Consider the following 21,653-nt stretch of genomic DNA (forward strand, 5'->3'; position numbering starts at 1 on the left):
CCTCCGGCCGGGTCAGGCGCGCAGCACGAGATCGTCGGCGACGTAGTACAGCGCCACGTCGATCTCTGCGAGCGGAACACCGTGCTTGTGGTGGTAGGCCCGACGGTAGAGCTCCAGCTGCAGCATGCGCTCGGCGCGTTCGGCGTCGTTCCGCGGCGGCGCGCCGGTCTTCCAGTCGACGATCTCGATCCGTCCGTCGCGGTCGTCGCGGCGGTAGACCGCGTCGAGCTTGCAGATGACCACGTGCGTGGCGCCGTCGAGGTCGGCGATGGTGAAGTCGATCTCGGATTCGACCTCGAGAGGCTGCAGCGGTGCCCACTCGCTGCGCTCGAACGTGCGCCGCAGCGCGCCGAGCGCATCCGCATCGGCGTCGCCGGCAGCCGGAGCGTCGGCCGACTCGTCGTCCGACTCCCACAGGGCGTCGTCGAGGGATCCTCCCGCGCCCACGAGGCCCGACCGGTGCTCGACCCACGCATGGAACAGCGTCCCGAGCCGGGTCTGCCGGTACGGTCGTTCCGGCAACGGCCGTGACAGCCGCGCGACGGTGCCGTCGTAGTCCGACACGAAGTCCTTGTAGCGGGATGCCGCGATGCGCGTGGGCGCACCGCCCGAACGGGGTCGCGCGCGAGCTTCGCGTTCGGCCAGGAGCAGGGCCAGATCGTCGTCGGGCCGGGTGCGCGGCGCGCTGATCGCGTCACCGACCGCGCCCGCGGCGGACAGGACCAGCTCGCGTCGCTCCCCGAGCGGATCGAGAGGCCAGTGCAGCACGCGTCGTTCGCCGAGATACGGGTTCTCGCCGACCTCGTCCGCGGGGAGCTCCGTGCCGATCGCGCGAGCGACCTCTTCGAGGAAGACGCTCCGTTCGCGAGGACGCTTGGTGCCGGACCACGTCGAGCCGGTCAGGAGCAGGTGATCCCGCGCGCGTGTGACCGCGACGTAGGCGAGCCGCCGGTCCTCGTCGAATTGACGGGCACGGTTCTCGGCCACGAAGGCGTCGAGATTCGTCTTGAGGTCCTGCTGGGTCTCGGCGAGGTCCGCGCGCCACCGGAAGTCCGGAAGCCAGGCGGCGTCGCCGCGGAAAGCGTAAGGGAGCACGCCGAAGCCGAGCCAGCCCTTCGTGTCGCGCGGGGCGCTGGGCAGTTCGTCCTTCACGAGCCGCACCACGGCCACGGCGTCCCATTCCAGCCCCTTGGACCCGTGGATCGTGAGCAGCTGCACGACGTCGTCCTCGGGCGGCTCGGTGCGCGGCGCGAACTCGTCGAGCTGCTCGGCGTGATCGAGCCACGCGAGGAGGCTCGCGATCGAACCGGTCTCGTCGGCGGCGAGGAAGGCGTGCAGCTCGTCGACGAATGCGCGCAGCTGGGCCGAGGCGATGCGCGCGGGTCCGCGAGACTCGTTGGCGGCGAGCTCGATGTCCAGGCGCAGCTCGCTCTCGATGAGGCGCACGAGCTCGGGTAGGGGCATGCCGACGGCACGACGGAGTCCCGCGAAGACCGCGCCCGCCTCGGTGAGGCGCGTCACCGCTTCGCGGGTGAACCCCGAGAGCCAGCCGTGGTCTGGGCCGTGGCGCACGACGAAGTCGAGAGCGTCCGACAACGACCCGGCATCGTCCGCGGCGCTTCCGCGGATCGTCGCCACGACCTCTGCCGGAAGGGGCCGCAGCGCCTCGTCGTGCGACGCGATACGTCGAGACAGCGCCGACAGCTCGCGCAGGTCCGGCAGCCCGATGCTCCAGCGCGGACCGGCGAGGAGTCGGATGAGGGCCGAGCCCGCCGACGGGTCGCTGATCACCCGGAGTGCGCTCACGACATCGACGACCTCGGGGGTCGACAGCAGGCCGCCGAGGCCCAGGATGCGATGCGGGATGCCGTGCCGCGCGAGGGCGTCGCCGAAGCGCACCATGTGCTTCTTGGATCGGAACAGGATCGCACCGGTGGTCGCACGTCCTCGCGCGGAACGCTCCGCGCGGACCCGGGTGAACCACCGTGCCACCCGATCGGTCTCGGCGTCCAGCGCGTCGTCGAAGCCGATCTCGACCTCCCCGGCCGGTGCATCCGGTCGCGGCCGGAGCTCGGCGACGGCGACCGGCGAGGAGGTGGCGAGCGGCGCGAGCACCGCGTTCGCGGCGTCGAGGACGCCGATGCCGTTTCGCCAGCTCGTCAGGAGCGCGAAGCGCGCGCAGGTCTGCTCCGAAGCGAATGCGTCGACGAATCCGCCGAGGTTGCCGGCACTCGCCCCCCGCCAGCCGTAGATCGCCTGATGCGGATCCCCGACGGCCATCACCGCCGTTCCGGCGAACAGAGACGCAAGCAGATCGGTCTGGGCGACGGAGGTGTCCTGGTACTCATCCAGCAGCACGACCCGATAGCGGTCGCGCAGTTCGTCGGCCGCCGGCGGATGCGCCGCGACCACCTCGAGGGCGCCGGCGACCTGATCGGAGAAGTCGATGACGCCGAGGCGTCGCTTCTGCGCCGCGTACTCGCGCGCGAGGTCGGACAGCAGCGTCAGCGCGCGCACGTTGTTCTCGGCGACCTCGACGTCTCTGTAGACGACGGTGCGCTTGGTGGTGGAGGGCCGCTCGAGCACACCCGAGAAGCGCTCGGGGAACGCCGCGAGCTCCTCGGGGTCGACGAGATTGTCCACCGCGTCGCGTGCGATGCGCAGCGCCGCATCGACGATGGATCGCACCGCCTCGCCCCGCTCCTCGAGGCGCTCATCGTCGGACGCGAAGACGACGCGCCGCATGAGCAGCCACGCCGCCGACTCGCTCAGCACCGCGGCTTCGGCGTCGCGGCCGATACGCACGGCGTGTTCGCGCACGATCTGGTCGGCGAACGCGTTGTACGTCGACACGGTCGGCCGGTGCAGCAACTCGTCGTCGAGCTCTCCGGCCGCGCGCGGCGTGGCGCCGACGGCGACGGCGAGCTCCTCCATCGCCGCACGTCGCGCGAGGGCCGGACCCCCCGCGCGCTCGATGCGTGCGAACACCTCGAGCCGCCCCTCGGCGTGAAGGCGCTCGAGGTGCGGCAGCAGACCTCGCGCGTCGAACTCGGCCAGCCGCGCCAGCCGCCTCTGGATGCGGTCGGCGAGTTCACCGGCGGCCTTGCGCGTGAAGGTGAGACCGAGTACCTCGTCCCGGCGCACGAGTCGATTCGCGACGAGCCACACCACCCGTCCCGACATCGTCTCGGTCTTGCCGCTCCCGGCTCCCGCGACCACGAGCGCCGGAGCGAGCGGGGCTTCGATGACGGCGGTCTGCTCCGGCGTCGGAGGGTACTGACCGAGCGCCGCGGCGAGGACGACGGCGGGAACGGTCACGACGCGCTCACCGCCCCGATGGTGTGGATGCGGCACAGCCCGTAGGCGTGCTCGTCGCGGCAGTGCTCCTCGTAGGGTGCGGCGAAGGACGTCGCCCGCATGACGGCGACGGCCTCCTGGATGCGGGCGTGGAACGCCGCGCGGCGTTCCTCGTCGAACGGCGGCTGGCGTGGCGTGACGTAGTCCGCCTTCGACGTGGGTCGCAGCACGAGCAGCTGCGCGCCGCCCGGGGGATGCCCCACCGCCTCGGGAATGGCACCGGACTCGAACGCGAGCTGGTACGCGGCCAGCTGCGGGTTGTCGGCCACCTTCGCGTCCGTCTGCGGTTCCCGCTTCCCGGTCTTGAGGTCGACGATCACGACAGTGCCCTCCGGCGTGAGCTCGACGCGGTCGATGTATCCCGAGAGCACGATGCCGTGAGGTGCGTCCTCGGCACCGACGACGGCGAGGGGGACCTCGAAGTGCGGTTCCGCGCCGATCAGGCGACCCCCGTCGCCGTCGAAGCGGCGCAGATAGGCGTGCAGGCGCCGGATGAGGTCGCGCGCACGCGCCTTCTCGGCGCGCTCACGCCAGCCGGCTTCGAAGGCGAGCTCGCCCCAGCGCGCCTCGACGACGGCCCACAGCGCCTCTTCCGACGTCTCGACGGCATGCTCGAGCGCCGCGTGGACGATCGTGCCGAGCCCCGCCGTGACGCCGCCCGGGTCTCCACCGAGGTCGGCGATCACCCAGTTGAGCTCGCACTCCTCCAGCGCGTGGAGGCGTGAGGGGGACACGCGGATGTGCTCGCGCTCGAGGTCGCGCAGCGGGCCGGTGGAGGTCGGTCCGGCAACGCCGTACCAGTGCGTCGGGTCCGCCCCGGGCACCTCCGCGTCGGCGAGCAGGGCCAGCTGTGCGGCCGCGTGCGCGCGAGCGGCCGCCGCCGCGCCGGGGTCGAGGATCGCGCGCGTCGTCGTGAGCGTGCGCCGATGGGCGGCGACGAGGCCGCGCAGCGACAGCGGATGCTCGACGGCGACCGACTCGGCGGGCGGGAGGAACTCGAAGAAAACGCTCGGGCCGGTGTCGTCGTCGTCCACCGCGGTCACGACGGTGCGCGCCCGGGAGCGGCTGAGCGCCCGCACCAGCAGCCGCAGCTCGTCGTGCATCGCGGCGCGACGTCGGTCCAGGGTCGACGGGGCATGCTCGTCATCGCGCGAGAGAGCGTCGGCCAGGCGCCAGGTGTGCAGCAGTCCTCCGCGCAGGCGGGTGTTCGGCCACACCCCCTCCTGAACGCCGGCGACGACGACGGTGTCGAACTCGAGCCCGAGCGACGCCGCCGGAGTGAGCACGCGCACGACGTCGTCGTGCGGAGGCGGATCGAGTCGGTCCTCGGCGACACGCGCATCGAGCACGCTGCGCACGAAGACACGCGGGTCGGCGTCGACGGAGCGCTCACCGAACCGCTTCGCCGCCTGGAAGAGCGCGACGACGGCGTCGAGGTCCCGCCCGGCCTGATCCGCGATCGGACCGTGACCCGCTGCGGTCCGCGCCCACGGCTTCTGCAGGCCGGACCGCTCCCACGCCGCCCACAGCAGCTCGTGGGCGCTCGCACCCCGCTCCAGCTCGTCGCGGAGATGAGCCAGGGTCCGCGCGAGCGCGGCGGCGCGTCGCGCCTCGCGCGCATCGATGATGTCGAACTCGACGGGGCTGCGCATCGCGGCCAGCAGGAGCTCCCGACCCGCACGCTCGCCGCCGGCGGCCACCTCGGCGTGCCGGAGGGCGGACCGCAGCCGGCGCAGCTCGATCGGGTCGAGTCGCCCGGTCACGCCGAGGAGCGCGTCCGTGACTTCATCCGCGCTCCACCGGTCGGCGGCGGCCATCTCGATCAGGCGCAGCAGATCGCGCACGGGTGCGATCTGTCCGAGGGCCTGGGCGGAACCGGGCGAGAGGGCGGGCACGTCACGCGCAGACAGTTCGGCCTGCAGACCGGTCACCTGACGGGTGTCGTGGGCGATCACGGCGAGCTCGCGCCACGGAACGCCGTCGTGCACGTGTCGCTCCCGCAGCATCCGGGCGATGACGTCGTACTCCTCGGCGGCCGAGCGGACCGTCACGGCGCGCACCGATCCGTCGGGCACGCCATCCCCGGGCGCGGATCGGTGCGCGACGACCCCCGCGGCTCCGATCCGCTGGGTGACCCGGCGAACGACGTCGGTCGAGTGCGCTGTGCCCCGGTGCGCGGCGCCGAGCACAGCGACCGACCCGAGGACGCGCGCCAGGCGGGCGAAGTTCTGCGGCGTCGCGCCGCGGAACGCTCCGGAACCGACATCGGGGTCACCGAACGCGAGCACGCTCATGCCGCGCGCACGGCAGGCGTCGAGGAGATCGACGGCCCCGGCCGTCATCTCCTGGGCGTCGTCCACGAGCAGATGACGGATGCGCGCGATCGATTCCACCCCCACCGCTCCCGCTGCGACCAGGCTGACCGCCTCGCGGACCAGGCCCGCGGCATCGCGATGGGCGCCGCGCATCCCGGCGCGCACGCGCACGTACTCGCGCTGGAACGACGCCATCGCGCGCCACTCCGCGACGTCGTGGTCGGCTGCGAGAGCGTCCAGCCGCACAGGGTCCAGCCCGAGCGTCGCGCATTCGGCGAGGAAGGCGCGCACCTCGGATCGGAAACCCGTGGTGTCACGGATGCCGGCCCCGAGCCCGGACGGCCATCGGCTCACCGCCCCCGGCAGCGCTTCGTCCTCTGCGTCGCCGTCGAGCATGTCGTGGATGATCTGGTCCTCGTCGCCGCCGGTGAGGAGCTGGGGCGGCTCGGCGCCCGCCGCGACGGCGCACGATCGCACGATCGCGAACGCGAAGGAGGCCACCGACCGCGCGAGCGGCCCCGACGTCGCCGTGCCGACCGCGACGGCCAGGCGGTCCCGCAACGCCGTCGCGGTCTGCCGGGAGGGCGTGAGCACGACGATCTCGTCCGGGTCGACCCCGCGTTCGACGAGCGCCACGACGCGGGCGACGACGGCGGTGGTCTTGCCCGTGCCCGGTGCGCCGACGACGACTCCGGATGCCCCGATCGCCGACGCCACGACCGCGCGCTGCGCATCGTCGAGGTTCTCCGCGCGCACCCCTGGGCCGGACGCGGCGTCGGCGGCGGACGCGGGGAAGGCGCTCGCGACGGAAGTCATCACGCCACGACGCTAGCCGCCGCCGCCGACATCCCGGTCCCGGCCCGCGCGCGTTCGCCCAGAGCGTGCGCGAGGCCCGGGAGCCGGGCGTGCGGGTGCCGTAGGCTGGCCGTGCACCCGCAGAACCCCGCGGGTGCGGGCCGTACCGGCCCGAGTCGCCAGGAGGTATGTGACGTGGAGATCCGCATCGGCATCGCGAACACCGGACGTGAGCTGAACTTCGACACGAACGAGTCGGCCGCCGACGTGAAGAGCTCCGTCGCGACGGCTCTGGACTCCGGCGCCGCGCACATCGAGTTCGCCGACGCGAAGGGCAACTCCTACCTGGTGCCCACCGCGGCGCTCGCCTACGTCGAGCTCGGCAGCGAGGAATCCCGCCGCGTCGGCTTCGTCGCCTGATCGATGCAGATCCTCATCGCCCTCATCATCGGCGCGGCGATCGGGATCGCCGCTCACCTCCAGGTGCCCCATCGCCAGACGCGCGGGGCGGCGGTCATCCCGGTTCTCGGCACCATCGCCGCCGGGGTGGCGTGGCTCGCCCTGACCTGGGCCGGCATCGGCATCGACTCGCTGTGGCCGTGGCTGTCGGCGTTCGTCGTGCCGGCGGTGGTGTGCTGGCCGGCGGCGCTTCTGCTGGCGAGGGTTCGCCTGACGCACGATGCCCGCGAGAGGGCAGCGCTCGGAATCGACTGACGGTCGTAGCCGGAACACCCGGCCGGGCCCTCAGGCAGCCAGGCCCATCGCGTCCATGCGTCGTGAATGAGCTGCCATGAGCTCGGTGAAGACCGGCTCGACCTTCTCCTCGTCGTCGGCGTCGAGCGCGGTCGGGCGAAGAGCCGATCGGGCGATCAGGAGGGTGTCGCCCACCAGGCGTCTCCCCCACATGGCAAGGAGCGCCTTCCACTCGGGGTCGCTGGCGATCGTCTCGGCGACGATGTCGACGATCGCCTGGCGGTCGTTGTCGGCGCGAAGCACACGAGCCACGCGGCGGCCGGCCTCGCCGTAGCTGGCCGAGAGGGCGAGGTAGAAGTCATCGAGCAGCCCCGCGGTGATGTGCACGGAGAGCATCGTCTCCTGCGGCCGTCGACCGTGCGTCGCCCGCCGGAAGGCATCGAGCGGCTCGCGGAACGGCAGCATCAGATTGGTGGGGTCCTCACCGCGATCGCGGATGAGCGCCACCAGCTCCTCGTGCTTGGTCAGCGCGGCACCCGCGGCGCGCGACACGGCCTCCTTCTGCGCGAGCTCCGGCGTGGTCTGGATGAGCTCGCTTAGCGTCTCGAAGAACCCCAGCTGAAGATAGGCGGCCTGGCCGAGGTAGGTGGCGATCTCCGGGGCGAGTTCCTCGAAGTCCACCCGCATCGCGTCGCCGAGCTCGCCGCGGGAGCGAAGCTGAAGCAGGCGCCCCTGCGGACGCCGCTGCCAGAACCAGGTCACCACGGCCTCCACCTTAGGCCGCCACGCGGGTCCGCGCGGCCCGCCGCGCGGCGTGCGCGGCGCCCTCGGCTATCCTGGTTCGGTCCCCGGCGTCGGATCGGGGCACCGCGCCCGTGGTTGAGAGAAGGGCGTGGACACACTTTCGCCCCAGCGTGCGCCACGGATGCGCCCGGGGCCGACCACAGGCAGCGTCTCACTGCCGGACGGGTTCCCACACCGTGACCACCTTCGCCGAACTCGGCGTCGACCAGGACATCGTCGACGCCCTCGCCGCACGAGGAATCGTCGACGCGTTCCCCATCCAGGAGCAGACGATCCCGCTGGGCCTGCCGGGGCAGGACATCATCGGGCAGGCCAAGACCGGCACCGGCAAGACGTTCGGGTTCGGCATCCCCGTCGTCCAGCGTCTTGGCCACAACCCCGAGCCGGGGGTGAAGGCGCTCATCGTCGTGCCCACGCGTGAGCTCGCGGTGCAGGTCTACGAAGACATGGACATGCTGACCTCGAACCGCTCCACCTCGGTGGTGGCGATCTACGGCGGCAAGGCCTACGAGGGTCAGATCGACCAGCTGAAGGCCGGAGCACAGATCGTCGTCGGCACGCCCGGACGCCTGATCGACCTCAACAATCAGCGTCTGCTCGATCTCTCCAACGCCACCGAGGTCGTGCTGGACGAGGCCGACAAGATGCTCGACCTCGGCTTCCTCGCCGACATCGAGAAGATCTTCCAGAAGGTGCCGGCCGTGCGCCACACGCAGCTGTTCTCCGCGACCATGCCGGGGCCGATCGTCACCCTCGCCCGGCGTTTCATGTCCAACCCGATCCACATGCGGGCGAACGACCCCGACGAGGGTCTCACCCAGGCGAACATCCGCCATCTCGTCTACCGCGCCCACTCGCTCGACAAGGACGAGGTCATCGCGCGCATCCTGCAGGCCGAAGGCCGCGGCAAGACGGTGATCTTCACGCGCACCAAGCGGGCCGCGCAGAAGCTCGTCGACGAACTGGGCGACCGGGGCTTCAACGCCGCCGCTGTGCACGGCGACATGAGCCAGGAGGCGCGGGAACGCTCGATGGCCTCGTTCAAGGCGGGCAAGAAGGATGTCCTGATCGCCACCGACGTCGCTGCGCGCGGCATCGACGTCAACGACGTCACACACGTGATCAACCACACCATCCCCGACGACGAGAAGACCTACCTGCACCGCGCGGGCCGCACCGGCCGGGCCGGGCGCACGGGCATCGCGGTGACCTTCGTCGACTGGGACGACCTGCACAAGTGGGCGCTCATCAACCGAGCGCTGGAGTTCGGCCAGCCCGAGCCGACCGAGACCTACTCGTCGAGCCCGCACCTGTACACGGACCTCGACATCCCGGCGGGCACGAAGGGGCGCATGGCGACCGCTCCGAAGGCCCAGAAGGCCGACGGACCCCGACGCGAAGCCGGTGACGGCGGCGACGGGTCGCCGCGACGCCGTCGCCGCCGCCGCAGCACCGGATCCGACGGCGGACCCCGCCCGGCGGAGGGCGAAGCCGCGCGCGGCGCGGACGCATCCGACCGCGAGAGCGACGGGGCCGGCACGCACGACGGTCAGGGCAAGGAGCACCACGACGGACGCCCCGCGCCGCGCCGCCGTCGCCGGCGAGGACCGCGCGGCCCGCGCGAGGGCGCGGCCGGCACCGCCTGAGCGGCATCACCGCTCACGGGAAGACCGGCGCGCAGCCCGTCCCGCGGTCGATCAGTCGCTCGAGCATCGCCTCGCTCGTGGTGTGCTCTCCCGGCTGATTGGGTTTTCCGAGCCCGTGGTAGTCGCTGGATCCGGTGACGATCAGATCCCGCTCGTCGGCGAGCGCGCGCAGTGTCGCCACCGCGGCCGGGAGGTTCTCGCGGTGACCGAGCTCGAAGCCGGCAAGTCCCGCATCCAGCATGCGTGTCAGCAGGCGCTTGGGCGGGATCCCGGCCCGGCCGGCCGGATGCGCGATGATCGCCACTCCCCCGGCGCCCACGATGAGCTCGACCGCCTCGACCGGGTCGGGCGAGAACAGCGACACGTAGTAGTCGCCGCCCGTTGCGAGGATCGTCGAGAACGCCTCGCCGCGGTCGGCGACGACGCCGCGGGCGATGAGGGCGTCGGCGATGTGCGGGCGTCCGACGGTCGCGCCGGTGCTCGTCTGGGCGACGATGTCCTCCCACGTGATGTCGTAGTCGCGCGCGATGCGGTCGGCCATGATCCGAGCTCGCTGCAGCCGCGAGCGACGCACGCGGTCGGTCATCGCGCGCAGGCGCGGCTCGTCCGGGTCGAACAGGTAGGCGAGCACGTGGATGCTGCGCCACTCGTGCTGCGAGGACATCTCCATGCCGGGCACGAACGTCATGCCCAGCGACGTCGCGGCGTCTGCCGCCTCCGCCCACCCGGAGGTCGTGTCGTGATCGGTGAGCGCCACGGTGCGCATGCCGTGCGCGTGGGCTGCGGCCATGACCTGCGCGGGCGGCTCGGTCCCGTCGGAGTGCGTCGAGTGCAGATGCAGATCGCCCGGCCCCTCACATCGACCCGACCGCTGCATTCTTCCGAGGGTAGCGTCCGCCAGCGCGTCCGATGCCCGGCCGGAAGGGCGATCCAGGGCGCACCGTGCCGACCTTGACGCTTCTTTCAGTCTGCGCGAATAGGGTTCGTGTCGTGTTGCGCGTGTTCGGGTTCGTCGCCGCTGCGGCGTTCGCGCTCGCGGCGGCGATCGTGACGGTACCCGACGTGTTCCGCGTCCAGGACCGATTCCCCATCGCGCAGATCGTCTCCTTCCGAGGCCTCGTCGCAGCCGCCTTCGTGGTGCTCGCCCTGCTGGCGCTGCTGGTCGCGCTGATCCGACCGCTCCGGGCGTTCGCCACGACCCTCGCGATCGTGTGCCTGCTGGCCGCGGCCGGCAACGGCGCGATCCTGTACGGGCGCGGGTGGGGCACCGAGGCCCTCCCCGCGTCGACCGAGGAGAGCATCCGGGTGATGACCTGGAACACCGCCGGGAGCGGGAACACGTCGGCGGCGTCGATAGCCGAGATCGCCGTGGCGATGCAGGCCGACATCGTCACCCTGCCCGAGACGAGCGCGGAGACAGGTGAGCAGGTCGCGATCGCGATGCGGGACTATGGGCGCCCCATGTGGGTGCACCACGCCACGTTCGGCAGCCAGGACGCCGGATGGGATGCCCTCTCGACGACGATCCTCATCTCCCCCGACCTCGGGGACTACGCCGTCATCGAATCCTCGCAGGACGGCTCGAGCAACACCTCGACCGTCCCGAGCGCGGTCGTGATGCCGACCTCCGGCGACGGTCCGACCGTCGTCGCGGCCCACGCGGTCGCCCCGCGCGTCGACGACATGGCGCAGTGGCGCAGCGACCTGCAGTGGCTCGCCGACCAGTGCGCCGAGGACAACGTCATCATGGCGGGTGACTTCAACGCCACGGTCGACCATCTTGCCGCCTACGGAATCGACGGCGGCACGCTGGGTCGATGCCTGGACGCGGCCTCGGAGACCGGCAACGGCGCCGTCGGCACGTGGCCTTCGCAGCTGCCCTCCCACGTGGGCGCACCCATCGACCACATCCTCGCATCGCCGTCATGGGTGGCGACCGGGTCGCTCGTGCTGCAGTCGACCGACGGCTCGGGCAGCGACCACCGACCTCTCGTGGTGCAGTACGAGCCCCGATGATCGGCCCGGTGACGCCCGGGCTCACAAGTGCGAGACTGAACAGATGAGCACTGGCGACAGCGACACGATCGCGGCGACCGAGACGGCGGAGACCACGCACGACAGCGGCACCAATCGTCGGCAGCCCTTTCCGCAGGGCTTCCTCGACACCATCTCCACCGGGTGGGCCCCGCGGCCGGATTCCGCACCGCCGCAGCGTGACCAGGCCCCCTTCGCGGCAGCCCGGCGCAAGAAGCTGTCTTCGTCGTTCCCCGGAAGAAGGCTGGTGATCCCCGCGGGCTCGCTGAAGCAGCGGAGCAACGACACCGACTACCTCTTCCGCGCCCACTCGGCCTTCGCCCACCTGACCGGCTGGGCCTCCGACTCCGAGCCGGACTCCGTTCTCGTGCTCGACCCGGTCGCGGACGGTCACACGGCGACGCTGTACTTCCGCGAGCGCGCCGACCGCACCACCGCGGAGTTCTACGCCGACGCGTCGATCGGGGAGTTCTGGATCGGCCCCCGTCCCGCGCGGGAGGGCGTCGCCGTCGACCTCGGCATCGCGACCGCGCACATCGACGACTTCGCCGGCGCCGAGGACGACCTCGTCCTCGGCGAGGATGAGGACCTCACGCGTGCCGTCTCCGAGCTTCGATTGATCAAGGACGACTACGAGATCGCCCAGATGCGCCTCGCGGTGGATGCGACCGCTCGCGGCTTCGACGACATCGTGCGCCATCTCGACCGTGCCGTCGCCCACCCTCGCGGCGAGCGCGTCGTGGAGGGCGTCTTCCACCTGCGCGCCCGCAGCGACGGCAACGGTGAGGGCTACGACACCATCGCCGCCTCGGGGCCGCACGCGTGCTACCTGCACTGGACGCGAAACGACGGGGCGGTCGCGCCGGGGGATCTCATCCTCGTCGACGCCGGCGTCGAGGTCGACAGTCTCTACACCGCCGACATCACCCGCACGCTCCCGGTCTCCGGCTCCTTCACCGACACCCAGCGGCGTGTCTACGAGACGGTGCGCGAGGCGGCGGACGCCGCGTTCGCCGTCGCCCGGCCCGGGGTGAGGTTCCGCGACGTCCACGCGGCCGCCATGGAGGTGATCGCCGCCCGGGTCGCCGAGTGGGGGCTCCTGCCGGTGACGGCGGAGGAGGCCCTCGACGCCGACCGCGGCGGGCAGCACCGCCGCTACATGGTGCACGGCACGAGTCACCACCTCGGCATCGACGTGCACGACTGCGCACAGGCCCGCCGCGAGATGTACTACGACGGACTGCTCGAGCCGGGCATGGTGTTCACGATCGAGCCCGGACTGTACTTCCAGATCGACGACCTGACGGTGCCGGAGGAATACCGCGGCATCGGTGTGCGCATCGAGGACGACGTGCTGGTGACCGAGGACGGCGTGGAGAACCTCTCTGCGGCGATCCCCCGCACCGCCGACGAGGTCGAGGCCTGGATCGCGCGGGCGACATCCTGACGCCGTGAGCTACACCGAAGAGCCCGCCTTCACGACGCGGCCGACGCTGACCGGCACCTTCGGCATGTCGGCTTCGACCCACTGGACGGCGACCGCGACCGCTCAGGCGGTGCTCGAGCGCGGTGGCAACGCCTTCGACGCGGCCGTCGCGGGCGCTTTCGTGCTGCACGTCGTGGAACCGCATCTGAACGGTCCGGGTGGTGACCTCGTCGGCCTCATCCAACCCGCCGGCGAGCAGCCGCGCGTGCTCATGGGCCAGGGCCCGGCGCCGGCCGGCGCCTCGATCGCGCATCTGCGGGCCGAGGGTCTCGATCTCGTGCCCGGGGCAGGCGCCCTCGCCGCCGCGGTGCCCGGCGCCGTGGACGCGTGGCTGCTCCTGCTGCGCGACCACGGCACGTGGGAGCTGCGCGACGTTCTCGCGTACGCCATCGGCTACGCGCGCGATGGCCATCCGCTGGTGGCGGGCGCGGCGGCCACGATCGCCCGCGTCGAGGGCCTGTTCCGGGAGTCGTGGCCGACCTCGGCGGCGCAGTGGCTGCCCGGCGGAGCGGCTCCGCGGGCGGGCGAGCTGATCCGCAACGCCGCGTACGCGGAGGTCCTGGAGAGCCTCGTGCAGGCAACGTGCCCGGTGCGCGACGACGGCCCCGTGGGCCGCGCCGCGCGGGTCGACGCCGCTCGACGGGAGTGGAAGACGGGCGAGGTCGCCCGCGCGGCGTCGGCTTTCGCGGCGACGCCGCACCGTCACTCCGACGGCCGGGACCATGCCGGCGTCCTCACCGCCGAGGACATCGCGGGATTCGATGCCCGGTACGAGGAGCCGGTCAGCGCGACCTTCCGCGGCCACGAGATCGTCAAGGCCGGCGCGTGGACGCAGGGGCCCGCGCTGCTGGCGGTGCTCGGGATGCTCGAGCCGCTCGCCGACGATCTGCTCGATCCGTCGCAGGAGGCGGGCGCCCACCACATCCTCGAGGCGCAGAAGCTGGCCTACGCCGACCGCGACGCCTGGTTCGGCGACGACGAGGTCGACCTCGAGGCGCTCCTGTCGGCCGACTATCTCGCGGCGCGTCGCGACCTCATCGGACCCACCGCCGCCGCGGACTTCCGACCCGGATCCCCCGGCGGCGCGACGCCGTTCGTTCCGCCGCTGCGCACCGGCTCGCCCGCCGCGGCTGCGGGCACCGGGGAGCCGACCGTCGACCGGACCGGGCACACGCGGGGCGACACCTGCCACATCGATGTCATCGACCGGTGGGGCAACGTCGTCGCCGCGACGCCGTCGGGCGGCTGGCTGCAGTCATCGCCGACGATACCCGAGCTCGGCTTCTGCCTCGGGACCCGACTGCAGATGACGTGGCTCGAGCCGGGGCGACCGTCCGCTCTGCGGCCGGGACGGCGCCCCCGCACCACGCTCACCCCGACGCTCGTGCTGCGCGACGGCCGCCCTCGGATGGCGCTCGGATCGCCCGGCGGCGACCAGCAGGACCAGTGGCAGCTGCTCACTCTGCTGCGCATCCTCGTCGGCGGCTTCTCCCCGCAGGCTGCGATCGACGCGCCCGCACTGCACACCACGGCCCTCGCCGACTCGTTCTGGCCGCGCACCTGGACCCCGGCGGGCGCGGTCGTGGAAGACCGGCTGGGCGACGACGTGATCGACGCCCTCGCCGCGCGCGGGCATCGGATCACGCGCGCGGGCGCGTGGGCGCTCGGCAGGGTCTCCGCGGTGGGACGGAATGACGACGGCGTGCTGTGGGCAGCCGCGAACGCCCGCGGCATGCAGGGGTACGCCGCCGGGCGGTGACCAGACGCTCAAACCCGGGCGCGCATCCAGTCCACGACGATCGGCGCGAGGTGCGCGGCCGCCTCGTCGGCTGATCGACGTCGCCCCGCGACCTCGAAGCTGTGCCCGGCCCCGTCGATCGTCACGAGGGTGGCGTCCCGGCACGCCGCGACCGCCTCGTCGAGCTGCTCGAGCGGCTGCACGAAGGCGTCGCGCGTTCCCGAGAGGAACAGCTGCGGCACGACGATCGCGGGAAGATGCTCCGTACGCGGCTTCTCCGGCTTGCCCGGCGGATGCAGCGGGTAGCCGAGATAGATCAATCCCCGGGGGCGCAGGAGGCCTTCTGCGGCGGCCATCGACGCCATCCGGCCGCCATAGGAGCGCCCCGCGGCGAAGAACGGCAGATGCGGGAACTCCGACGTCACCTTCGTGGCGACCGCCTCCCATGCCGTCATCGCGTGCGCGGGTGGGCCCGGCATGCGCCGACCAGCCTCGGCGTATGGGAAGTTGAAGCGCACCGTCGCGACGCCGCACGCGTTCAGCGCGTCGGTGAAGCCGGTCACGCCGGGATGATCGAACCGCGAGCCGGCACCGTGCGCCACCGCCAGGACCGCCCACGGCTCGGCCGGGACCGCGGTGGCGGCACTCACCGGCACCGTGCCCGCGGGAAGCTCCACCTCGACGGTGTCGGCGCTCACGAGCCGGGGACGTCGTCCTCGGCGCGGCGCGGCGCATCCGGGTCGACGCGCTCGCCGTACTGCGGCGGCGCGACCGGCCGGTCGGGCGCGTCGGTGGACGACGGGCGAGCCGGCGGGTCGGAAGGATGTGCGGGAGGGCCGGGCACGGCGGGGCCGGGCACGGCGGGGTCGGTCCCGGCGGGCCCGTTCGCCCGGGGGCCCAGCACCTGTCGGGCACGATGAAGGCTGTTGGCCGTGACGGTCACCTCGTAGGTGTCCGCGACGACGGCCATCACCGAGGCGTAGTCGCGCCGACGGCGCACGAGGGAGTAGGTCACGATGCTGAAGAGCATCCCGATCGCGATGCCGACGAACAGCACGCCGACGAAGACCTGGATGGGAACCGTCGGAGATCCGAGTACGACCACGGCGCTGAACAACAGCCCCAGGAGCAGCCCGTTGATCGCTCCCGACCGAGCGGCCGACGCGTACCCGAGACGGCCGGTCACCCGCTCGACCGAGCGCAGTCCCGTGCCGACGATCGCGATCTCACGAGCCGGGATCTCCCCGGAGATCAGCTCCGACACCGCCTTCTGCGCGGCCTCGTACGTCGGGAACGACGCGACCGTGGGACCCACCTCTCCGGTGGCCTGGGAGCCGCGTCCGCCGATCATGCTCATTCCTCCATCCTCCCACGACGCCGGTCTACGCTGGAATCGTGAGCACGCAGAGGGTATTCATCGCCCGCCTGACCGGCTGCGCCGTCTTCGACCCCGCGGGCGACCGGCTGGGCAAGGTGCGCGACGTGGTCGTCATCTTCCGTGCCGATGACCCGCCCCGGGTCGTCGGGCTGATCGTGGAGATCCCCGGTCGGCGTCACGTGTTCCTCTCGATCGGCCGTGTCACCTCGATCCGTCCGGGCCAGGTCATCACCACCGGCCTGATCAACGTGCGCCGCTTCCAGCAGCGCGGCGGCGAGGTGCGGGTCATGGCCGAGCTCGTCGGTCGTCGCGTCTTCCTGCGCGACGGATCCGGCACCGCCGTCATCGAGGACGTCGCCATCGAGCGCAGCCGCCTCGGGGACTGGGACATCGGCCAGCTCTTCCTGCGGCGACCCAAGACGGGAGGATCCCCCTTCTCGAAGGGCGCGACGACCTTCGCCACCTGGTCGCAGGTGCGCGAAGACCAGGAGCCGGGCGAAGCGCAATCGGCCGAGCAGCTGGTGGCGAGCTTCTCCGAGCTCAAGCCCGCCGACCTCGCCAACACCCTCCTCGATCTCCCCGAGGATCGCCTGATCGAAGTGGCCGAGGAGCTTCCCGACGACCGCCTGGCCGACGCGCTGGAAGAGATGCCCGAAGACGAGCAGGTGCACATCCTCGAGCAGCTCGACGATGAGCGCGCCGCCGACATCCTCGACGCGATGGAACCCGACGACGCCGCCGATCTCCTCGGCCAGCTGCCCAAGGTGCGATCGGAGCAGCTCCTCGGCCTCATGGAGCCCGAGGAGGCGCAAGATGTGCGCGACCTGCTGAAGTACGGCCCCGACACCGCCGGCGGCCTCATGACGAACGAGCCGATCGTCCTGTCGGCGGAGTCGACCGTCGCCGAGGCTCTCGCCCTCATCCGGCGCCACGAGCTGCATCCGGCGCTGGCGGCCTCGGTGTTCATCACCCTCCCGCCCTACGAGACCCCCACGGGCCGGCTCCTGGGCACCGTGCACTTCCAGCGGATGCTGCGCTACCCGCCGCACGAGCGGCTCGGCGCCATCATCGACGACTCCGTCGACCCCATCCCCGCGACGGCGGCGGCGTCCGAGGTCGCGCGCATGCTCGCCAGCTACAACCTGGTATCGGTACCGGTGGTCGATCCCGCGCGACGCCTGGTGGGGGCCGTCTCCATCGACGACGTTCTCGACCACCTGCTGCCGGACGACTGGCGTTCGGTCGAGACGGAGGGCCCCGAGGTGCCCGCCGTTCCGACCACGACCGCCGCGATCCCCACGAGGAGGCGATGATGGCTCGCGAGCGCAAGCAGAACACCCGCATCAGAGGCCTCGATGCGCCCCGCGGGCGCTCCGGTGTTCTCGGGCGCACCCCGCAGCCCTCCCGTGATCGCTTCGGGCGGTTCACCGAGTGGATCGCACGTGCGATGGGCACGCCGGCGTTCCTGGTGATCCTGAGCGGTTTCTGCGCGGCGTGGCTGGCGTGGAACACCCTCATGCCGGTCGACCTCCGGTTTGACTCGGCGGCGAATGGCTTCACCGCCCTGACGCTCATGCTCTCGCTCCAGGCGTCGTACGCTGCTCCGCTCATCCTGCTCGCCCAGAACCGCCAGGACGACCGCGACCGCGTGCAGATCGAGCAGGACCGACAGCGTGCCGAGCGGAACCTGGCAGACACGGAGTACCTCGCGAGGGAGATCGTCGCTCTCCGCATGGCGGTCAACGACATGAAGGGCGATGTGCTCACCAAAGACGTGCTCCGCGGAGAGTTGAAGAAGATGCTCACGCACCTCGATGACGCCCCGCGGAAGGAGTCCTCCACCACGTGAGCGACCTCGCATCCCGCGTCCGCACGGCCGTCGGCTCGGTCATCGATCCCGAGCTGCGCCGCCCGTTGAGCGATCTCGACATGGTGCGCGAGGTGAGCGTCGACGCCGGCACCGCGCACGTCGCGATCGCTCTGACCATCGTCGGATGCCCCGCCGCCGACCGCATCTCGCGTGATGTCACCGACGCAGCGGCGGCGGTGACCGGCGTCGACGCCGTCGACCTCGAGGTGGGGGTGATGACCCCCGACGAGCGCCGGGCCCTGACCGACAAGCTCCGCGACGGGCGACCCGCACGGCAGATGCCGTTCGGCCGCGATTCGCTCACGCGCGTCATCGCCGTCACGAGCGGCAAGGGGGGCGTGGGCAAGTCGAGTGTGACGGCCAACCTGGCCGTGGCGCTCGCCGAACAGGGCCTCTCCGTCGGGCTCATCGACGCCGACGTGCACGGCTTCTCCATCCCGGGCCTGGTCGGACTCGTCGACGCCGACGGCAGAGCACCCTCGCCGACCCGGATCGACGACCTCATGCTGCCGCCGGTCGCGTACGGCGTGAAGGTCGTCTCGATCGGGATGTTCCTGCGTCGCGGTGACGCCGACGGGCCGGTGGGCGCGGTGGCCTGGCGCGGTCCGATGCTGCACCGGACCGTGCAGCAGTTCCTCACCGACGTGTTCTTCGGTGACCTCGACGTGCTGCTGCTGGACATGCCGCCGGGCACCGGAGACGTCGCCATCTCGGTGGGCCAGCTCCTCCCTCACGCCGAGGTGCTCGTCGTCACGACGCCCCAGCCGGCCGCGTCCGACGTCGCGGTGCGCAGCGGGCTCGTCGCCCGTCAGACCGGACAGCGCCTGATCGGCGTGGTGGAGAACATGTCCGCCCTGTCTCTTCCCGACGGCACGGCGCTCGAGGTGTTCGGCTCCGGCGGCGGACGCGCGGTGGCGGATGCGCTGACCACCGCCTCCGAGCCAGTGGAGGTCGTCGCATCGATCCCCCTGAGTCCGGCGTTCCGTCAGGCCGGCGACGACGGTGTGCCCGGCGTGATCGCTGTCCCGGAGGACCCGGCCGCGCGCGCCATCACGGCGCTGGCGAAGGCTCTCGCCGCACGGCCGCGCGATCTGCCCGGCCGCGCGCTGCCGTTCACGACCGGCTGAGCGCGACCGGGTGCCTCTTCGGGAGACGTCGTCTCAGGGACGCCCGCCGCCGCCCATGCCGCCGCCCATCATCTGGTTCGACAGCTCCGTGACCTCTTCCCCGTTGACGGTGATCGTGCCGCCCGTGAGGGTCCCGCTGCCGTCGTAGTCGAACGCGGACTGCGCCGTGATGTCGATCGTGCCGCCGCTGATGGAGAGGTCTCCGTTGCTGTCGACCGCATCGGTGTCGCCGGAACCCATCACGATGCTGAGGTCGCCGCCGCTGATCGAGATCGACAGTCCGCTGGTCACGATGGCCGAGGCGGCCGCGTTCACGCCGTCGTCCGATGCGTTGACGCTCGTCTGACCGCCCTCGATCACGATGACGGGCGCCTCGATACCCTCGACGGAGGACACGATGTCGATCACTCCGCCGCTGATGGTGACCTGCTGCTCGGCCTTCACGGCGTCGTCACCGCTGGTGATGGTGATCTCACCGCCCGACACGACCAGCTGCCCGGCCCCGGCGTCGGTGTCGTTGCTGGATTTGATCCCGTCCCCGGCGGCGTCGACGTCGATCGTGCCGCCGGTCACCGTGAGCGAGTCCGTGCCACGGATGCCGTCGTCGACGCTCGAGACGGCGATCGTTCCCGCTTCGATCCACAGATCGTCCTTGCCGACGATGCCGTCCGCGAAGTTCGCGGCGACCTCGAGCGAGCCCGTCCCGGTGATCACGAGATCGTCCGCGGAGTAGATCGCACCGTCGATCTCCTCGTCGCTGCGGGTCGAAGCGTCGGCGACGGAGTTCGTCGACCCCTCGGCGAGCTCGATGACGGTCGTCTCGGCATTGTCGACGCGGATCGCCGCACCGTCCGCGCTGTCGATCGTGACGCCGTCGAGGATGATGCGCACGAGGCCGTCGCTGTCGACGACGATCTGCCCGGTGGATGATCCGGTGAGCACGGAGGTTCCGGGCTCGGTGATCGTGAGCCCGTCGTCGGTGAGCGCCACCTCGGTGGTGGGCAGGGTGCTCCAGTCGATGTCGCCGCTCTCGCTGGAGGTGTCCACGGTCGAGGACGTGGTCGACTCCGTACTGGTGGAGGGCGTGGTCGTGGCGGTCGCGGTGTCGGACGACGCCGAGGTCGCCGCGCAGCCGCTGACCAGCAGCACGGAGGTGAGGAGAGCGGCGGTTGTCAGGGCCGGTCGTCGCATGGTCGACTCCTTCGGATGGGGTGCGTGTGTCGTGAGATCAGTGCACCGCGCTCTCCTATGCGCCTCCTATGCCCGCGCGATGTCGGCGATACGAACCCGCCCTCAGGTCGCTTCACTGTCGAAGGGCGGCCGCGTGCCGGGCTCGAGTTTGCTCGTGACGGGCTTCACCGCCGGAGCCGCTGTCGTCGTGGCTTTCGCGGCCTTCGCGGCGGGAACCGGCGGGTCGTCGAGGAGGGCCTCCCGAATGATGCGCCGCGGGTCGTACTGGCGCGGATCGAGCTGCCGCCAGTCGACGTCGTCGAACTCGTCGCCCATCTCGTCCTTCATGCGCGTCCTCGCGCCCTGCGCGAAATCCCGCACGCGCCGGACGAGGCCCGCGAGCGCCTCGGCGTAGCGCGGCAGCCGCTCCGGTCCCAGCAGGAAGGCGGCGATGACGAGGATCAGCATCAGCTTCTCGAACGTCAGGCCGTTGAACACCCCTTCAGATTACCGTCGCGCCTCAGCGGCGCGTCGCGATGCGGCACCTAAGCTGATCCGGAAGGAGTGGACATGGCAGATCAAGACGCCGATCGGCGCTTCGCGGCGGAGTCCGTCGTCGAACCCGATCACATCGCACGTGCCCGCGCGGCCGCGCTGGAATTGGGCGCAGCGCCCATCAGCGCCGAAGTCGGCGCCCAGGCCGCGGTGATCGCAGCGGCCTCGGCCGCCCTGAACATCGTCGAGATCGGCACCGGAGCGGGCGTGTCGGGCCTGTGGCTCCTGCACGGGTCGCCTCGCGCGACCCTCACCACGATCGACAGCGAGCCCGAGCACCTCGGCGCCGCCCGACAGGCTTTCGCCGACGCGCGCGTGCCCGCCGCGCGAGCCCGTTTCATCACCGGTCGCGCCGCCCAGGTGCTCCCGCGCATGAACGAGGCCTCCTACGACATCGTCTTCGTCGATGCCGACCCCGAGGGTGTGATCGAGTACGTCGAGCACGGGTTGCGCCTGGTGCGCGCCGGCGGCACGGTGCTGGTGCCGCGCGTGCTCGGTGGCGGGGCGGTCTCCGACCCCGTGCGGCGCGACCCGACGACAGCCGCATACCGCTCCCTCATCCAGGAGACGCAATCCTCATCCGCCGTCATCGGCGCTCTCTCGATCGTGGGCGAAGGCCTTCTCCAGCTGACCACCATCGCCGCAGAGCCTCGCTGACCCGGTCTCACACACGAAAAGGCCGGTC

At 71.8% G+C, this 21,653-nt stretch carries 18 protein-coding genes; 10 read left to right on the forward strand and 8 right to left on the reverse strand.

The window, feature by feature from the left end; all coding sequences use genetic code 11:
* Window positions 1–12 precede the first annotated feature (12 nt).
* Both B4E30_RS11910 and B4E30_RS11915 read right to left on the reverse strand, forming a co-directional pair.
* Window positions 13–3,318, reverse strand: a complete 3,306-nt coding sequence (locus B4E30_RS11910; RefSeq protein WP_194384982.1) for an ATP-dependent DNA helicase — start codon at window positions 3,316–3,318, stop codon at window positions 13–15.
* On the reverse strand, window positions 3,315–6,488 hold the full coding sequence (locus B4E30_RS11915; RefSeq protein ID WP_286795423.1) for an ATP-dependent DNA helicase: 3,174 nt from the start codon (window positions 6,486–6,488) through the stop codon (window positions 3,315–3,317). Before B4E30_RS11915 ends, B4E30_RS11910 begins: the two co-directional genes overlap by 4 nt.
* Window positions 6,489–6,662: 174 nt before the next feature.
* On the opposite strand from B4E30_RS11915, the gene B4E30_RS11920 reads away from it, so the two are divergent.
* Both B4E30_RS11920 and B4E30_RS11925 read left to right on the forward strand, forming a co-directional pair.
* Complete coding sequence (locus tag B4E30_RS11920) at window positions 6,663–6,887, forward strand: DUF3107 domain-containing protein (RefSeq protein ID WP_071042942.1); 225 nt, start codon at window positions 6,663–6,665, stop codon at window positions 6,885–6,887.
* 3 nt (window positions 6,888–6,890) lie between these two features.
* On the forward strand, window positions 6,891–7,181 hold the full coding sequence (locus B4E30_RS11925; RefSeq protein WP_071042941.1) for a hypothetical protein: 291 nt from the start codon (window positions 6,891–6,893) through the stop codon (window positions 7,179–7,181).
* Window positions 7,182–7,211: 30 nt separating this feature from the next.
* Here the strand turns inward: B4E30_RS11925 and B4E30_RS11930 are convergent, their stop codons facing one another.
* Window positions 7,212–7,925, reverse strand: a complete 714-nt coding sequence (locus tag B4E30_RS11930) for a ferritin-like fold-containing protein (RefSeq protein ID WP_071042940.1) — start codon at window positions 7,923–7,925, stop codon at window positions 7,212–7,214.
* A gap of 215 nt (window positions 7,926–8,140) precedes the next feature.
* Between B4E30_RS11930 and B4E30_RS11935 the strand changes: the two genes are divergently transcribed.
* Complete coding sequence (locus B4E30_RS11935; protein ID WP_071042939.1) at window positions 8,141–9,610, forward strand: DEAD/DEAH box helicase; 1,470 nt, start codon at window positions 8,141–8,143, stop codon at window positions 9,608–9,610.
* A gap of 13 nt (window positions 9,611–9,623) precedes the next feature.
* Here the strand turns inward: B4E30_RS11935 and B4E30_RS11940 are convergent, their stop codons facing one another.
* A complete protein-coding gene (locus tag B4E30_RS11940; protein ID WP_286795417.1) occupies window positions 9,624–10,487 on the reverse strand; it encodes a PHP domain-containing protein in 864 nt (287 codons plus the stop codon).
* Window positions 10,488–10,600: 113 nt separating this feature from the next.
* Between B4E30_RS11940 and B4E30_RS11945 the strand changes: the two genes are divergently transcribed.
* The 3 genes from B4E30_RS11945 (at window position 10,601) to B4E30_RS11955 (ending at window position 14,889) form a co-directional block, all read left to right on the forward strand.
* Window positions 10,601–11,626, forward strand: a complete 1,026-nt coding sequence (locus tag B4E30_RS11945) for an endonuclease/exonuclease/phosphatase family protein (protein ID WP_071042937.1) — start codon at window positions 10,601–10,603, stop codon at window positions 11,624–11,626.
* Between the two features lie 43 nt (window positions 11,627–11,669).
* Window positions 11,670–13,091 carry an aminopeptidase P family protein gene (locus B4E30_RS11950; RefSeq protein WP_071042936.1) on the forward strand — a complete coding sequence of 474 codons (1,422 nt, stop codon included), beginning with the start codon at window positions 11,670–11,672 and terminating at the stop codon, window positions 13,089–13,091.
* A gap of 64 nt (window positions 13,092–13,155) precedes the next feature.
* Window positions 13,156–14,889, forward strand: coding sequence for a gamma-glutamyltransferase family protein (locus B4E30_RS11955; RefSeq protein ID WP_414683061.1), 1,734 nt, complete (start codon window positions 13,156–13,158; stop codon window positions 14,887–14,889).
* 8 nt (window positions 14,890–14,897) lie between these two features.
* Here the strand turns inward: B4E30_RS11955 and B4E30_RS11960 are convergent, their stop codons facing one another.
* Both B4E30_RS11960 and B4E30_RS11965 read right to left on the reverse strand, forming a co-directional pair.
* The gene (locus B4E30_RS11960; RefSeq protein ID WP_286717147.1) at window positions 14,898–15,566 is read right to left on the reverse strand and encodes an alpha/beta family hydrolase; all 669 of its coding nucleotides are present in this window, start codon (window positions 15,564–15,566) and stop codon (window positions 14,898–14,900) included.
* Entirely contained in the window at window positions 15,563–16,225 is a 663-nt protein-coding gene (locus B4E30_RS11965; protein WP_286717149.1) for a general stress protein, read from the reverse strand. Before B4E30_RS11965 ends, B4E30_RS11960 begins: the two co-directional genes overlap by 4 nt.
* A gap of 38 nt (window positions 16,226–16,263) precedes the next feature.
* Here B4E30_RS11965 and B4E30_RS11970 point away from each other — a divergent pair, with 38 nt between their 5' ends.
* Genes B4E30_RS11970 through B4E30_RS11980 form a run of 3 tightly spaced genes read left to right on the forward strand, consistent with a single transcriptional unit; the run spans window position 16,264 to window position 19,243 of the window.
* A complete protein-coding gene (locus B4E30_RS11970) occupies window positions 16,264–17,559 on the forward strand; it encodes a magnesium transporter MgtE N-terminal domain-containing protein (RefSeq protein ID WP_194384978.1) in 1,296 nt (431 codons plus the stop codon).
* On the forward strand, window positions 17,559–18,095 hold the full coding sequence (locus B4E30_RS11975) for a DUF1003 domain-containing protein (RefSeq protein WP_071042931.1): 537 nt from the start codon (window positions 17,559–17,561) through the stop codon (window positions 18,093–18,095). The genes B4E30_RS11970 and B4E30_RS11975 overlap by 1 nt, the downstream gene beginning before the upstream one ends.
* Window positions 18,092–19,243: an Mrp/NBP35 family ATP-binding protein gene (locus B4E30_RS11980; protein ID WP_071042930.1), complete on the forward strand. Its 1,152-nt coding sequence runs from the start codon at window positions 18,092–18,094 to the stop codon at window positions 19,241–19,243. Before B4E30_RS11975 ends, B4E30_RS11980 begins: the two co-directional genes overlap by 4 nt.
* Before the next feature lie 33 nt (window positions 19,244–19,276).
* Here B4E30_RS11980 and B4E30_RS11985 read toward each other — a convergent pair whose 3' ends face one another.
* Together B4E30_RS11985 and B4E30_RS11990 are read right to left on the reverse strand one after the other, a co-directional pair.
* Window positions 19,277–20,434, reverse strand: coding sequence for a carbohydrate-binding domain-containing protein (locus B4E30_RS11985; protein ID WP_286795418.1), 1,158 nt, complete (start codon window positions 20,432–20,434; stop codon window positions 19,277–19,279).
* A 102-nt stretch (window positions 20,435–20,536) separates the two neighbouring features.
* Complete coding sequence (locus tag B4E30_RS11990; protein ID WP_228480977.1) at window positions 20,537–20,911, reverse strand: Sec-independent protein translocase TatB; 375 nt, start codon at window positions 20,909–20,911, stop codon at window positions 20,537–20,539.
* Window positions 20,912–20,983: 72 nt separating this feature from the next.
* Between B4E30_RS11990 and B4E30_RS11995 the strand changes: the two genes are divergently transcribed.
* Window positions 20,984–21,625, forward strand: a complete 642-nt coding sequence (locus tag B4E30_RS11995) for an O-methyltransferase (protein ID WP_286717153.1) — start codon at window positions 20,984–20,986, stop codon at window positions 21,623–21,625.
* The last annotated feature ends 28 nt before the right edge of the window (window positions 21,626–21,653 follow it).

The organism is Microbacterium sp. UBA3394 (assembly GCF_002358725.1).
GTDB classification, from domain to species: Bacteria; Actinomycetota; Actinomycetes; order Actinomycetales; family Microbacteriaceae; genus Microbacterium; species Microbacterium luteum.

Coding starts and splice junctions, on each gene's coding strand:
- B4E30_RS11915 (WP_286795423.1), bottom strand. CDS start 6,488: ATGACTTCCGTCGCGAGCGCCTTCCCCGCGTCCGCCGCCGACGCCGCG.
- B4E30_RS11925 (WP_071042941.1), top strand. CDS start 6,891: ATGCAGATCCTCATCGCCCTCATCATCGGCGCGGCGATCGGGATCGCC.
- B4E30_RS11940 (WP_286795417.1), bottom strand. CDS start 10,487: ATGCAGCGGTCGGGTCGATGTGAGGGGCCGGGCGATCTGCATCTGCAC.
- B4E30_RS11950 (WP_071042936.1), top strand. CDS start 11,670: ATGAGCACTGGCGACAGCGACACGATCGCGGCGACCGAGACGGCGGAG.
- B4E30_RS11955 (WP_414683061.1), top strand. CDS start 13,156: ATGTCGGCTTCGACCCACTGGACGGCGACCGCGACCGCTCAGGCGGTG.
- B4E30_RS11965 (WP_286717149.1), bottom strand. CDS start 16,225: ATGAGCATGATCGGCGGACGCGGCTCCCAGGCCACCGGAGAGGTGGGT.
- B4E30_RS11975 (WP_071042931.1), top strand. CDS start 17,559: ATGGCTCGCGAGCGCAAGCAGAACACCCGCATCAGAGGCCTCGATGCG.
- B4E30_RS11985 (WP_286795418.1), bottom strand. CDS start 20,434: ATGCGACGACCGGCCCTGACAACCGCCGCTCTCCTCACCTCCGTGCTG.
- B4E30_RS11995 (WP_286717153.1), top strand. CDS start 20,984: ATGGCAGATCAAGACGCCGATCGGCGCTTCGCGGCGGAGTCCGTCGTC.